Here is a 14,233-nt window from a genome sequence, read left to right on the forward strand (position 1 = left end):
CGTCACCCCTTCCGGTCCAGTCCGGGCAGCACCCGGAGGCGGCCACGGGCCCCGGCGCCGATCCGCTCCCGGGGCTCGGCCGTGGCCCACCGGTCCAGGCTGCGCCGCAGCGACGTGACCGCCAGCTCGTCGAGCGACACCCGGTTGGAGTCGACCCGGCCGGTGTCGTCGATCTCGTTGGCGCCGATCTCCCGCAGCAGGACCGCGCCGCGCTCGCCCGCCGCGGGCCGGCGCTGGTCCAGCACCTTGAAGTTCGTGCCCGGAAGGAACAGCACCCGGTCCTCGACGTGCTCGTCCCCCTCCGGCTCCAGCAGGCTGGTACGGCGGGCCGTCATCGACCAGATCAGCACGTCGGTGTCGCCGTCCTCGGTCGCGCACGGCTGGGTGAGCGCGTTGACGAAGCTCCAGTCGGTGACCAGGCGGCGGTCCTGGTAGAGCTCCCACTCCCGGTCGGTCGGGGACAGCCGGTAGACGGTCGTCCCCCGGAAGGACGGCATCCGGGAGACCCCGGCGACCACGCAGCGCGCGAACGGCACGTGCGGGCCCTTGCGGCCGGAACGCAGGCCGGCGTCGACGCCCGGGCCCCGGCCGGTCAGGTAGAGCCGCAACGCGACCGAGTCGGCGAGCACGTCCTCAGTCGACACGCCGGAGCCCTGCATGCCCGGGTGCTGCGACATGATCCGGGACACCGAGCTGGCCATCACGTCGAACTCGCGGCTGAGCGTACGGCGCAGCCAGGCCCGCTCGTCGGCGAGCCCCTTCTTCTCCGACAGCAGCGCGCCCGCGCCGGCGGAGGGGACCGGCTGCACCCGGGCCTCGGCGCTGTCGACCGGCTCGGCCTCGCCGGGCGGCCCGGCCTCAGCGGCCGATGGTTCGACCTCTCCCGGCGCGGTCGCCGGAGCCGAGGTAGTGGCCGGAGTCGCCGCTGCGGGAATCGGATCGACGGCGTGGACCGTCAGCGACGGCACGGTGGGCGCGACCGGCCCGGGCGCCACCGGTGGCGGCGTCGCGAGCGCCTGGCCGAAACCGGCCGGCATGGTCGGCGGCTCCGGCTCGCCGAAGCCGGCCGGCATCGTGGGCGGCTCGGGGATCGGGTACGCGCCGGGCGCGGCGTCCTGTCCGCCGGCCGCCGTGAGCCCTCCTCCGATGGCCTCGGTGTGCGCCGACGGCTCGGCGCGGACCAGCGGATCGGCGTGCTCCACCGGCTCGGGCGGTCCGGCTCGCTCGGCCAGGGCGACCGACCCGACCGGCGGGACCGGCCCGAGCGACCCGACCGGCTCGACGGGCTCGACGGGCTCGACGGGCTCGACGGGCTCGACGGGCTCGACCGTTACCACCGGATCGGCGGCGACGATCGGCTCAGGCAGCGCGGGCCGCCCGTTCTGCCCCGCCGACTCCCCCGAGCCACCGGACGGGACCGGACGGCCGGCGGGGACCGGCCCGGCCAGGGCGGCAGGCGGGACGGGTGCCGGGCCGGCGGCAGCGGGCACGGCGGGGGGTGGACCGGAGACGGCCCGCTCGCCAGGGACGGCCGGCAGCACCGGCTCGACCGGAGGCGGCACCACGGGCGGCGCCGGCAGATCCGACGCGAACGCCACGGGTGGCGGCGGCAGCTCCGACCCGGACGGCACCACGGGAGGGGCCGGCAGCTCGGACGCGACCAGCAGCACCGGCGGAGGCGGCAGCATGGGGAACGCCGGGACCCCGGGCGCGACCGGGCGCGGCACCGCCGGAGGCGGCGGCAGCGTGGGCGTGCTCGCGAGCGGGTCCCGCTCGGACGTCACCGGCGCGGGACCGGCGACCACCACGCTGTCCGCCGACGCCGGGGCGACCGGCGCGGGCGGCGCCACCTCCACGTACGCCGGCATCGGAGCGGGGCCGACCACCACCGCGCGCGTCTCCGCTTCCAGGTCGACGACCACCTGCGCCCGGCTGGACGGCTTCGCACCGGGCACGAGCACCGACGCCGGCATCAGCGTCCGGGCGGTGCCGGCCATGCCGTCCACCCGTGCGGCCAGGTCGGCCGCCAGTTCCCGCATCCGCTCGGCGGCGGCGTGGACGGTGTCGTCGAAGACGAGCGTGCCGCTGCGGGCGTCGAGCATCGCGGCCCGAACCTGCTCGGCGTTCTTCGGCTCGGCGGTGGCCCGTACCCAGAGCCCGCTCTGCACCACCTCGACCACCGCGCCCGGGGCGAACCAGTAGACGCGGGGCGCGAGCTCCTCGGCGCCGGTCAGCGGCGGACGGTGGCGCAGCACCGTGGGACGGCGGGCCCGCGAGTTGGGGTGCGCCCGGGGCGAGTAGGACAGTTCCAGCGCGTACGGGGCCCAGCCGAACGCGCCGTCCGGCAGCACGGTACGGATCTCGTACTTCTGCGGGCTGCCGATCGGCACGCCGGTGTAGCAGGTGACCTCGGTGTTGAGCAGGTCGGCGAGCGCCTGCCCGAACGCCTCGCCCTCCGGCATGCGGATCTCGCCGAACTGCACGAAGCGCACCCGCTGCCGGTGCTCCTCGTCCAGTCCGCGCCAGAAGCGCACCACGTCGTCGAGCGACAGCGGCGGTGTGCCGGGGCAGCCCAGCAGCACCGACATGGTTTCCGCCTGGCACGGCACGTACGCGGTCAGCCGCCGCCGCTGCGGGTCGACCACCTGCGGGTCGCGGTTGCTGTGGATCCAGACCCCGGCCGGGATCGGCTCGATCTCGGCGACGGCGCTGGACGGGCGGGTGTCGACGGCGGCCCGGTCCCACGCCGGCGTCGGGTAGCGCTTCGCGTCCCAGGCCGGCGGGCGGCCGGGCCGGAACCGCACCCAGCCGCTGCCCGGTACGGAGTGGACGAACAGCGTGCCGGCCGAGCCGCGTACCAGGTCGCCGTCCGGGGCGATGACGGTGCGGTTGAGCCGCTCGGAGAGCCACTGCCCGGCCATCGCCGCGGAGTTGCCGTGCCGGCCGCAGGCGACCAGGCGGATGCCGCGGCGGCGGCGCGGCAGCACCCCGGCCATCGACTCCCACGCGCTGATCGGCATGCCGTCGCCGAGGTCGAGCACGACGACGTCGTTCTCCGCGTCCTCGATCATGGACAGTGCCAGCGACTGCGCCTCGGGGCTGATCGCGTCCTCGGCGTGCACCACGAGTGCGTTGCCGACCGTGTGCTGCACGACGCCGCCGGGGCGGTCCTTGCCGCCGCCGAACAGGTCCCGGATCCGGGTCGCCATGGTCGACCTACCCCACTTCCGCGGCCGCGATGGCCCTCAGGCTCAGCGCCGGGCCCTGCGGCAGCAACGCGAGCAACTCCTTCGGGAAGGGCACGTGCGGGACCCGGTCGAGCTTCAGCGCCTTCGCCGAGTCCTGGTCGCCGACGGGGTACGCCTTTCCGTCGTCCGCGATGTAGGTGGGCAGGGGGGCCACCCTGTCCGAGTCGAAGGGCGCCGGGAGCACGGCCATGCCGCTGCCCGGCCGGGTGCGTACCGACGCCTGCCCGGCGGGGCCGACGCCGGAGCGGTCCAGCGGGACGAGGACGGCGGTGCTGGCGAACCGCGTGCCGTCCACCGCGCTCTGCCGCAGGCACAGCGCGTTCGGGGCGGGCTCCTGCGGGGTGAGGCCGGTCAGGTCGGGCAGCCGGGTCAGCAGCGACCGGTCGGTCGACATGCGCGCGGCGGCGAGGTCGGCGGCGGTCAGCTCGATCGCCTTCGCGCCGGTGGTGGCCGTGGCGAGCAGGAACTCGGTGCGGCTCAGCGGGGCCAGGCCGTCGCTGCGCAGCACCAGCAACTGCTCCGCGCCGGTGTCGGGCTGCTGGCGGAACAGCGTGCCGACCGGGTACGTGCGGTCGCCGACCCGGCCGGACCGGCCCTCACCGGGGATCGTGGCCGGCGTCAGGGCCGGCCCGTCGGGCAGGAAGGCGAGCCAGTTCTCCGGCGCGGGCACCCGGCGGGTCGTGGTGGCGCCGAGCGCGACGAGCACGGCCGGGTCGCCGACCCGGAACTTGCGATCGGCGGTCACCAGGTAGGTCGGCCCGGCGGCGTCGCGGACCACCACGAACCGGTCGGCCGGTACCGCGGTGGCTTCCGCACGCGGGTCGAGGTTGAGGCCGAGCCGGTCGCCGGGGGTGTCGGCGACCGATCCGGGCAGGCAGGCGAGCCACGGCCCGGCGACCATCGCGCCGGTGGCGATCGACTGCGGCGCGCCGTCGATGCCGATGGACGGTCCGCGCGGCACGTCCTTGATCGACTCCTGGGAGATCAGCTTCACGGTGGCGGAGCCGCCCTGGATCAGCATCGCCGAGGTCAGGTTCGGCGTCGGCCGCAGCATCCCGTCGAGGTAGACGTATCTGGTGCCGCTCTCCTTCTCCACCAGGATCACGCCGGCCTTGGTGTACGCCTTGCTGCCGCCGGGCACGATCCAGCCGTAGACGGCGAACCCGGCCACGACCAGGACGCTGATGAGCACGCCGAAGGCCAGGCCGGTGACGGCGCGCCGACCGGGGATCTCCGCCGTCGACGGGTCGCCCTGCACCAGGGCGGAGCTCAGCCGGCCCATCATGAACTGGTGGGCGTGCACATGGTCGCGCTGGGTCTGCACGGTCGGCTACCCGAACAGTCCGCGGGCCCAGGCGTAGAGCCCCAGCACCTGGGCGAGCACCGGCAGCACGACCAGGCCGGTGGCGACGTCCAGCCCGCCCGCGGTGTACTCCCAGAACGGCAGCATGCGCCGCGGCCACGGCCGCAGCGCGGCCATCACCAGCGGCACCAGGAGGGCGACGAGCCCGCCGAGCAGCACGTACCGGCCGGTCGGGGCGAGCGTGTCGGAGAACATGAGGGCCACCATGAGATAGCCGACGGTACCGGCCGCCACCAGGGCGATCCGCTGCCAGAAACCGAAGAAGGTACGCGAGCGCAACAGGATTGCACTCGATGTCACGAGCACCAGCGTCCAGCCGGACCAGCCCGGTACCTGCATGGTGTGGTGCAGCAGCACCGGCAGGACCAGCGCGGACGCGGTCATGCAGGCGGTCAGGTAGGTGTCCGCCTCGTCGGCCCGCGCCTTGACCAGGTCGGAGTCCTCCGGCTCGATGTCGTAGGACATGTCGGCGCCGGTCTTGGGCAGCTGCGGGCCGCGCAGCCGGGCCAGCTTCACCGCCGCCCGGGGCGCGATCACGATCAGCACGAGGATCACCGAGACGGCGACGGCGGAGACCTTCGGCGCGGTGAGCTGGAACCCGGCGCCGGCCAGCAGCACGAGCACCACCATCGCGGCGGTCAGCGCGACGATCAGCAGCGGGGCGTACGGCATGACCGGCGTGACCGTACGCTGCGCCACGAGCAGGAACGCGGTGACCGTGACGATCGCGACGGCCGCGGCCAGCGCGGCGTCGCCGTTCCAGGCCACGCCGTCGGGGTCGCCGTCGACGGCGCTGGACGCGGCGACCGCCGCGAAGAACGCCGCGCCGCCGCCGAACAGCAGCGGGAAAGCGCCGTCGGTCTGCTGGCGGGCGCTGACGATCGCGGCGGTGAACAGGCCGGCGGCGAGCACCGCGCCGGCGATCACCTGGGGCAGCACCGGGCCCCGGTCCACGAGTACGGCGGCGATCAGGCCCATCGCCACCAGGGAGAGCACCAGGAACAGCACCCGACGGTACTCCGGCTGCCACCTGTCGGCCCGCCGGTTGACCACTGTGGCGACGCCCTCGGCGAGATCGTCGAAGTCGAGTTCGGGCAGCGGGTCCTGCGCGGGGCGCAGGTGCAACTCCTCGCCCTCCAGCCAGTCCAGGCTCTCCGGCGTGCCGGACAGCTCGAACGGCGCCTGGCCGAGGCGTTGCAGCACCCACGACTCGTCGGGCACGTCGCCGTCGGGAACCCGGGACAGTTCGGTGGTGTGCCGCACCAGTAGCGGCATCAGGTTCGCCACCGGCATCCGGGCCGGCACGGCCAGGTCGGCCCGCCGGGCCGGGCCGACCACGGTGATCCGGCACAGTTGGTCGTTCAGCGCTGCGCTCACCAGCGAGCCTCTCTCATCGGGCCGTGTCCGACACGAAACCGGTCTGCATCAGACGTACGCCGCGCCGGGTGACGAGCTGGGCGCGCCCCGGCGGCAGTTGGCGGGCCTTCGCCTCGCCCAGGAACTTGCCCTCCTCCTTGGGGTAGGAGAAGAGCGTGGCGGGCGTGCCCAGCTCCCACATGCGCCGGATCACCGGGTCCATCATGGCCCGCATCGCGCCGGAGGTGCTCCGGGCCACGATCACGTGCAGGCCGATGAAGGTGCCCTGGGCCAGCAACGGCAGGAGGGGGTCGAGCGTCGAGCCCATGCCGGTGCCCTTGGTCATCAGGTCGTAGTCGTCCACGATGACGAACAGCTCCGGCCCTTCCCACCAGTCGCGTTTGCGCATCCGCTCCGACGAGACGTCCGCCCCCGGCAGCCGCCGGTTCATCGAGACCGACGTCTGGCCGGCCAGCTCGAACATCTTGTCGCCGGTGAACGCGAAGCCCACCTGGTACGCGGCGCCGATCGCGGTGTCCAGGTCGCGCCGTGAGTCACCGAGCACGACCTTCGCCCGCTCCGGCGGGTAGTGCTGCTGGATGGCCCGCAGCACGAGCCGGAGCATGTTGGTCTTGCCGGTCTCGCTGTCGCCGAAGACCAGCATGTGCGGGGTGGCCATGAAGTCGTGCCAGACCGGGGCGAGACGCTGCTCGTCCTGGCCGATGACGACCTTGAACTCGGACTCGGGCGGCGGCAGCGTCTCGACCATCAGGTGCGCCGGGAGCATCCGTACCGGCGGGGCGGTCGGGCCGGGCCAGAACGTGCCGATCTCCTCGACCACCGACTTGGTCGCCTCGGCCAGGTCGCCCACCGCGGAGCTGCCGTCCATCCGGGGCAGCGCGGCCAGGAAGTGCAGCGCGCCCCCGGTCAGGCCGCGACCGACCTGGTTCGGCACGGTGGCCGCCTTGCGGGAGCCGTGCTCGGACTCCATCGCGTCGCCGAGCCGCAGCTCCAGCTTGGTGCCGAGCAGGTCCCGCATCCAGGTGCGCAGCTCCGACCAGCGGGTCGCGGTGACGATCACGTGCACGCCGAAGGACAGGCCGCGCGAGGCGAGTTCCTGGAACTTCTGCTCCAGCTCCTGGAAGTCCTGCTTCATCGTGTACCAGCCGTCGATGACCAGGAAGACGTGCCCGAAGCTGTCCTCGATCACCCCCTCGGCGACCTTGGCGAGGTAGCTGGACATGGAGTCGAGCCCGTGCCGGGCGAACTCCGCCTCCCGCTTCTCCATGACCTGGAGGACCTCTTCGACGGTACGGACGACGCGGTCGCGTTCCATCCGGGTGGCGACCGAGCCGACGTGCGGCAGGCCGGAGATCGAGGCGAGACCGCCGCCGCCGAAGTCGAGGCCGTAGAACTGCACCTCGCGGGGCGTGTTCGCCAGCGACAGCGCGAGGATCAGGCTGCGCAGCAGCGTCGACTTGCCGCTCTGCGGGGAGCCGGCGATGCCGACGTGGCCGTCCGCGCCGTTGAGGTCCACCACCAGCAGCTCGCGCAGCTGCTCGGCGGGCCGGTCCACCACGCCGACCGGCACCCGCAGACCGCCCTGGACGAGCGGGTCGTCGATGGTCATGCCGCGCACCGGGTCGGGCAGCACGCTCGGCATAAGCGAGTCCAGGCTGGGCGCACTGGACAACGGTGGCAACCAGACCTGGCGGGCCGGCGGGCCGGAGCCGGCGAGCCGGTCCAGCAGCACCTCGACCAGGCTCGGCCCGCCCGCGTCCACGCCGGGCTCCTCGGCCTGCTCGGCCGGGCGGTCCCGGCCGGGGTCGTGGCGCGCGGCGACCTGCCGGGTGGTGAACGGCACCACGTCGGCGGCCAGCTCGTCGTCGGCGTCGGCGACGCCGCTGAGGCGGCCGGTTCCGGTGTACGCGCCGGAGACGTACGCCGCCTTGAAGCGCACCAGGTTCGTGGTGTCGACCTTCAGGTAGCCGTTGCCGGGCTCGGGCGGCAGCTCGTACGCCGCGCCCACGCCGATCACCGACCGGGACTCCATCGAGGAGAACGTGCGCAGCGCCAGCCGGTACGACAGGTGCCCCTCGACCCGGTTGATCCGCCCCTCGTCCAGGCGCTGCGAGGCGAGCAGCAGGTGCACGCCGAGCGACCGGCCGAGCCGCCCGATGGAGACGAACAGGTCCATGAACTCGCTCTTGCTGGACAGCAGCTCGCTGAACTCGTCCACGATGATCAGCAGCACCGGGAACGGCACGAGCTGCGCGCCGTTGCCGCGCGCCTTCTCGTAGTCGAACAGCGAGGCGTAGCCGCTGGCGCGCAGCATCTCCTGCCGCCGGGTCATCTCGCCGTTGAGCGCGTCCTGCATCCGGTCGACGAGCGGCAGCTCGTCGGCCAGGTTGGTGATCACCGCCGAGGTGTGCGGCAGCTTGTCCATGCCGAGGAACGTGGCGCCGCCCTTGAAGTCGACGAGCACCAGGTTGAGGATCTCCGAGCTGTGCGTCGCGGCTAGGCCGCAGACGAGGGTACGCAGCAGCTCCGACTTGCCCGAGCCGGTGGCGCCGATGAGCAGGCCGTGCGGTCCCATGCCGCCCTGCGCGGACTCCTTCAGGTCCAGCTCGATGACCTCACCCTCCTCGGTGACGCCGATCGGCACCATGAGGCGGTTGCGCTGCGGGGTCCGGGTCCGCCACAGCGCCTGCACGTCGAAGGTCATCGCGTCGCGGATGCCGAGCAGCGTGGTCAGCTCGAAGCTGGTGTCCAGCGGCTCGTCGGAGACCTCCAGCGTGCCGCTGGTCCGCTTGGGCGCGATGATCCGGGCCAGGGCCTCGCACTGGGTCTCGTCGAGCCCGTCGCGCCTGGCCGTGCCGGTCGTCGCGCCGGCCGGGAACTCCACGGTGTCATCGGTGACGGTCAGCCTCAGCACCTTCGGGCCGCCGGGCATCGCGCCGGTCAGGTCGAGCAGCACCACGTTGCGGATGCCCGCGCCGAGCAGGCGGGAGCTGTCCGGCAGGTCCACCAGGTGCGCGACGATCACCAGGAACGGCTCGCTCGTGGTCGGCTTCACGGCCCGGTCGTGGTCGCCCCGGTCGGTGATCTCGGGGCCGAGCATGTCCATCAGCGCGTCGTGGCTGCCGGCGAACATCCGGACCGGGCCCGCCGCGTCGTACGCGGTGGGGTGCGCGTTGTGCGGCAGCCACTTGACCCACTCCCAGGGGCCCCGGTGCACCTCGGCGGCGAGCACGGCGATCCGCAGCTCGTCCGGGGCGTGGAAGGTGGCCAGCTGCGCCACCATGGCGCGGGCCAGGTCGATCGCCGGGTCGATGGCGCCCTCGAACTCGACGCTGGTGAAGCTCGGCAGTCCGACGGAGGTGGGGATGCCGGACACCGTGCGGTACGCCTCGGAGAAGCGCCGCAGCGAGATCGACGACAGCGGCTCCAGGTCCTCGATCGGCTTGGTGGAGGGCGGGTTGAACTTCAGCATCGCGGCCTGCCGGCCGAGACCGATGCGGACCCGGCCGAAGTCGTCGTGGCTGGGCCGGCGCTCCCACAGCCGGCTGCCCATCGCGATCGACCACAGCCAGCCCGGCTGCGGGTTGTTCCACAGGACGTGCCGGCGCTGCTGGTCGGCCGCGTCCCGGGCCTGCTTGCGCAGCTGCCCGATGTAGCGCAGGAAGTCGCGGCGCTCGCCGCGCATCTTGCGCTTACGCTCGGCGGCCGCGCGGCCGATCTGCATGACGCCCATGAGCAGCATGCCGCCGGCCATCGCGCCGCCCATCACGTACATGATCGGGGCGCGGTTGTAGAGGCCGAACATGGCGAGCATCGCGCCCATGCCGAGGCCCATCGGCACGACCATCGCGAACGAGCGGAAGTCGAGCGGGGCCTCCTCGGCCATCAGCGGCGGCTCCTGGAGCTCGATCGAGCCCTCCGGCGCCTCCGGGCCGGTGGCGCGGGGCGGGCGCTTGACGGTGACCGTACTCATCCGAGCCGCCCCACCCCGGCGTCGTCGCCACCCCAGGCGGTGTTCTCCTGGCGCAGCAGCTTCACGGCGTACCGGTCGTTGCGGTAGCGCTCGGTCACCTTGACGTCGTCGTCCTCCTCGGCCTGGCGCTTCTTCTCCTTCTCCGCCCGCTCCTGCTCCTCCTTGCGGCGCCGCTCCTGCTCGGCCCAGAACGCCTCGGCGCGTTCGGCCTCCTCCTTCTCCGCCGTCGCGAGCGCCTCCATGAACTCCGCGTCGCTGGCCGCGGGCTCGCCGCAGCGGCGCATCTTGTCCAGGTCGGCGCTGAAGAAGTCGGACGTGCCGTCGGCCGGCCGGGTCGCCTTCGCAGGCGGGACCCGTCGCCACACGGCACGCCGGGGCCCCGGTGTCTCGGACATGCTCACCTTTCCGTGCCCTGGTCGGCGGGCGCGCCGGTCAGCCAGTCGGCGTCGCTGAGGTCGTCCCACCCGGCCTTGTCGTCCGGGTCCTCGTCCGGCCGGACCAGCGGGACGTGGTCGTCCGCCGGGTGGTGGCGGGTGTCGCCGTCGCCGCCCCAGACGGAGTCGTCCTCGCGCAGCCCCGCGGCGGGGTCGGCGCTCTCCGCGGGCTCCCGGTCCTCGTCGCGGCCGGAGCGACGCCGCAGCGTGCCGGCCCGGGCCGGGTCGGCGGGGCCGCCCGCCCGTGGGCTCCGGCCGGCGAGACCGGCCACCGCGCCCGCGGCCGCCGGCCCGAGCGCCCCGGGGAGCACGACGGTCTCGACGTCCGCCACCGGGACGCCGCCGCCGGTCTTGCGGCGCGCCTCGTCCGGTTCTCCGCCGCCCGCCTCACCGGTGGGCGGCTCCACCGCCGTCGGCGCCTCCATCACTGTCGGTGGCGCGACCGCCTCGGGTACGGACGCACGCGGCGGCTCGGCGCCGTCGCGCGATTCCCCCGCCGCGACGTCCGCGTCCGGCGAGCAGCCCGCTGCTGCGGCCGGGGTCCGGCCGGCCTCGCCGGGCCGGACCGGACCGGACGCGCCGGGCCTGGCCGGGGGTGTGGTTCCGGCGGGCGTGGGCGGCAGCGTCCCGACGGCCACCGGCGTCGCCTCCGTCCGGCCGGGCAGGACCACCACCTCGGGTACGGCGACCCCGTCGGTGGACGAGTCACCAGCGACCGGCGGCGGCACGTCCGGCGCGGATTGGACCGCCGTCTCCAGTCCCGCGCCACCGGCTCCCGCGCCCGACGGCGCGTCCGGCGCTCCGGTGTCCGGGGCCGGCGGGCTCCAGTCGCCGGGATCCGCCTCGATCAGCCCGGAGGCGTCCGGCGCGTCCGGCACGCCACCGGCGGGCGCACCCGTGCCGGGGGCGCCTGGCGCTCCGGGCATCATCGGCATGCCGGCCGGCGCCGCCGCCACCGGCGAGTCGACGCCGACGTCCGAGGCCACTGGCAACGTGGCGGGAAGCTGCGGCCCGTCGACGCCGCCGAGCCCGTCGCCACCGGCCGGCGCGCCCCCGGACCCGTCCGGCACGCCGGCGTCGACGCCGGGCCGCCAGTCGTCGGCGTCGCCGCTGACCAGCCCTCGGGCGTCGGGCGACTCGGTGGCGCCGGAACCGTTCGCGCCTCCTGCCGGACCCGGCATGCCGGGCATGGCCGGCATGGGCGCGCCCAGCCCGGCGCCGCCGGACGACACGCCGGACGGCGCGCCGGGAACCTGCACGCCGTCGAACCCGGGCGACTGCCAGTCGGCCGCGTCACCTTCCACCAGGCCCTTGGCGTCCGGCGCCTCGGGAACGGCGGGTGCGCCGCCGCCACCGGCGCCGGGAGCACCGGCGCCGGGCATGCCCGGCATCATCGGCGACTGGAAGCCGCCGCCACCGGGTACCGCGCCGCCCGGGGCGGCCGGGATGTCCACGCCGCTGATCGCGCCGGGAGTGAAGTCCTTGCCGTTGCCCAGCAGCCCGTTCGCGTCCGGTTTCTCCGGCAGGCCGGGGCTGCCGCCGGCGCCGTTGCCGGCGCCGCCGGGTGAGCCGAGTCCCGGAACGCCGGGCGGGGTGAACCCGCCGCCGGCGGCGCCCCCGCCGACTCCGCCTCCGGGCTTCGGACCGCCGACCTCGCCCGGGCCGGAGAACGACGGCGGCTTCACCGAACCGCCGCCGCCGAGATTCGCCGAGCCCGGTGGCTTGATCCCCGGCGGCACCGCCCCGGGGACGAACCCGCCCGGTACGCCGCCGCCGGGCAGCCCGCCGCCGATACCGCCCGGGCCGTTGAACGCCGGGGCGTCGAAGCCGGGCAGCCCGCCGCCGACGCCACCTCCGCCCGGGGTGGGGCCGCCGATCTCGCCCGGGCCGGAGAACGACGGCGGGGTGACGGTCCCCGGGCCCTGGCCGGGACCCGGCCCGCCGATGCCGCCGAGGTTCGGCGGCGTGATCGTGGGGACGGTGATGTTCGGCGGCGCGGTGAGGGGCGCGGTGGTGATGCCGCCGATGGAGGGCGTGGTGAACACCGGCGGGGTGAGCGTCGGAGGCGCCGACAGGTTCATCGTGGTGATGTTCGGCGTCGGGAACGGCGACGTCGCAGGCATGCTGATGCTCGGCGTCGGCATGGTGACCCCGGCCGTCTTCGCCTTGTCGGTGGTGATCCGGTACTGCTCGGCGACGGTGTGGACGACCTCGGCCATCTGCTGCGCCATCGGCTTCTCGTACTCGGTGCCGCTGATCGGCACCGGGCCGCTGCCGCTGCCGACGCCGTTCTGGGAGGCGATCCTCGCCCACTCGCCGTCCAGGTAGGCGATCGTCTGCTGGGCCCAGGAGAGGTGGTTGGCCGCGTCGTAGAGCTGCGACGGCAGCGACGTGAGGTTCGGGGAGGAGTTGATGGCGTTCGACGCGGTGTCGGAGTCCGGGACCTTGCCGCCGGCGAGGTGCTCGGCCTGCTTGCCGAGCAGGTCCGCGTAGAAGTTCATCTTGTCGCGGAACGCGCTGGCCGCGGGTCCCTGCCACGCCTTGTCGTCACCGACCATCGAGGCGACAGCGGTACGGATGGTCTGTTCCAGCCAGATCAGCAGGTCCTGCGTCGCCTGGAACGCCCGCGCCGCCTCGACCACCGACGCGACGTTGACGCGGGAGGCTGCGTACTGCAGTCCCGCCTCGCTGAACACCGCGGCGCCCCCGTTGACCGCGGCCTCGAGTTTGCGCCAGCCCCGGGTCTCGGTCGCCCAGGTCCGGTAGTCGTACAGGTCACCGACGGGAATCACCTTCGGCGGGAAGGTCCCTGCCTCCTCCGCGGGGTCGTTCCACCCGTCGAGTTTGCTCTCACCGAGACCGTTGCCCATGCCCCGTCCCTCTTCGCGAGCGGCGAGAACCGCCCGGCCGCGCTAGTTGCCGTCGGTCTTGATGATCTTCTGGCCGTACGTGCTCAGGTTGTCGAGGCCCTTGAAGGAGTCACCCATGACCTCGTTGAGCTTCTCCGTGGTCAGCGAGTTCAGCTCTTCGAGGTTCTTGTACTGGGCGGCCATCTTCAGCAGGGCGTGCTGCACGGCGAGGAGGGCCGTGTTCATGTCGACGAGCATGTCCTTCGTGTCGCCCTTGACGCCGCCGTCCTGGGCGGTCGCCCCGACCACCGCCTGCCGCAGCACCTCCGCGCGGGCGAAGGCCCCGGGCCGCGGGTCGACAGCGTTCAACTGGTCCACGGTGGTGAGCAGGATGTTCCCGGGACCGGTGATCCGGCCCAGCACCTCGTTGGCGAACCACTCCAGCGCGGCGGTGTTCACGGCCACGCCGCTGGTCGAGGCGGTGTCACCCTTGAACGTCGGGCTGATGCCCGGCGGGGTGAAGCCCGAGTTCGTCGGGGTCTTCGTCTCGTCGATCCAGTCGGGCTTGTCGGTGAACGCGGGCGGCTTCACGTTCGACGGGTCGGTGATGTTGGCCTTGTACTCCTTGACGAGGTTCCGCCAGCCGTCGATGTCGAGGATGTTCTTGTCGTACCACTCGCGGGCCTCGATCCACTCCGGGTGCTCGGCGCGGACCTCGTCCTTCCACCTGTCGAAATCCACGCCGGTGCGCCGGTTCTGGTGCTTGTTGTAGAAGGCCATCCAGGAGTCGTACGCCGCCTGAGTGGTGCCTTCCGGCTTCCCGATGGCGGCGTCGCCCATGCCGTAGGCGTTCATCGCGGCGATGGCTTCGGGGCTGGCGTATCCCCAGTCAATGCGGGCCAAGGAGATCACTCCACTCGAGAGTCGACGGCGGCGGGACGAAGGCGCAGACCCCAGCGGCCCGGGTCGTCTAGCTCACCGGGCCGGGG

At 73.9% G+C, this 14,233-nt stretch carries 7 protein-coding genes; all 7 read right to left on the reverse strand.

Annotated elements, in window-relative coordinates; all coding sequences use genetic code 11:
* Nucleotides 1–2: 2 nt before the first annotated feature.
* The 7 genes from A4R25_RS09130 to A4R25_RS09160 are packed head-to-tail and all read right to left on the reverse strand — an operon-like array spanning nucleotide 3 to nucleotide 14,147.
* A complete protein-coding gene (locus A4R25_RS09130; protein WP_064446304.1) occupies nucleotides 3–3,209 on the reverse strand; it encodes a hypothetical protein in 3,207 nt (1,068 codons plus the stop codon).
* Nucleotides 3,210–3,216: 7 nt separating this feature from the next.
* On the reverse strand, nucleotides 3,217–4,572 hold the full coding sequence (eccB, locus tag A4R25_RS09135; RefSeq protein ID WP_064446305.1) for a type VII secretion protein EccB: 1,356 nt from the start codon (nucleotides 4,570–4,572) through the stop codon (nucleotides 3,217–3,219).
* A gap of 6 nt (nucleotides 4,573–4,578) precedes the next feature.
* The gene (gene eccD, locus A4R25_RS09140; protein WP_064446306.1) at nucleotides 4,579–5,988 is read right to left on the reverse strand and encodes a type VII secretion integral membrane protein EccD; all 1,410 of its coding nucleotides are present in this window, start codon (nucleotides 5,986–5,988) and stop codon (nucleotides 4,579–4,581) included.
* 13 nt (nucleotides 5,989–6,001) lie between these two features.
* The gene (gene eccCa, locus A4R25_RS09145; RefSeq protein ID WP_064446307.1) at nucleotides 6,002–9,961 is read right to left on the reverse strand and encodes a type VII secretion protein EccCa; all 3,960 of its coding nucleotides are present in this window, start codon (nucleotides 9,959–9,961) and stop codon (nucleotides 6,002–6,004) included.
* Nucleotides 9,958–10,356: a hypothetical protein gene (locus tag A4R25_RS09150; RefSeq protein ID WP_064446308.1), complete on the reverse strand. Its 399-nt coding sequence runs from the start codon at nucleotides 10,354–10,356 to the stop codon at nucleotides 9,958–9,960. Before A4R25_RS09150 ends, eccCa begins: the two co-directional genes overlap by 4 nt.
* A gap of 2 nt (nucleotides 10,357–10,358) precedes the next feature.
* On the reverse strand, nucleotides 10,359–13,265 hold the full coding sequence (locus A4R25_RS09155) for a hypothetical protein (protein ID WP_064446309.1): 2,907 nt from the start codon (nucleotides 13,263–13,265) through the stop codon (nucleotides 10,359–10,361).
* Between the two features lie 42 nt (nucleotides 13,266–13,307).
* Nucleotides 13,308–14,147 (reverse strand): hypothetical protein, encoded by an 840-nt coding sequence (locus A4R25_RS09160; protein WP_064446534.1) that lies wholly within the window; start codon nucleotides 14,145–14,147, stop codon nucleotides 13,308–13,310.
* Nucleotides 14,148–14,233: the final 86 nt, after the last annotated feature.

This window comes from Micromonospora sp. NBRC 110037 (genome assembly GCF_001652995.1).
Classification (GTDB): domain Bacteria; phylum Actinomycetota; class Actinomycetes; order Mycobacteriales; family Micromonosporaceae; genus Micromonospora; species Micromonospora chalcea.

Excerpts from the sequence above, each read along its gene's own strand:
- A4R25_RS09130 (WP_064446304.1), bottom strand. The coding sequence starts at position 3,209 with ATGGCGACCCGGATCCGGGACCTGTTCGGCGGCGGCAAGGACCGCCCC.
- A4R25_RS09150 (WP_064446308.1), bottom strand. The coding sequence starts at position 10,356 with ATGTCCGAGACACCGGGGCCCCGGCGTGCCGTGTGGCGACGGGTCCCG.
- A4R25_RS09155 (WP_064446309.1), bottom strand. The coding sequence starts at position 13,265 with ATGGGCAACGGTCTCGGTGAGAGCAAACTCGACGGGTGGAACGACCCC.
- eccCa (WP_064446307.1), bottom strand. The coding sequence starts at position 9,961 with ATGAGTACGGTCACCGTCAAGCGCCCGCCCCGCGCCACCGGCCCGGAG.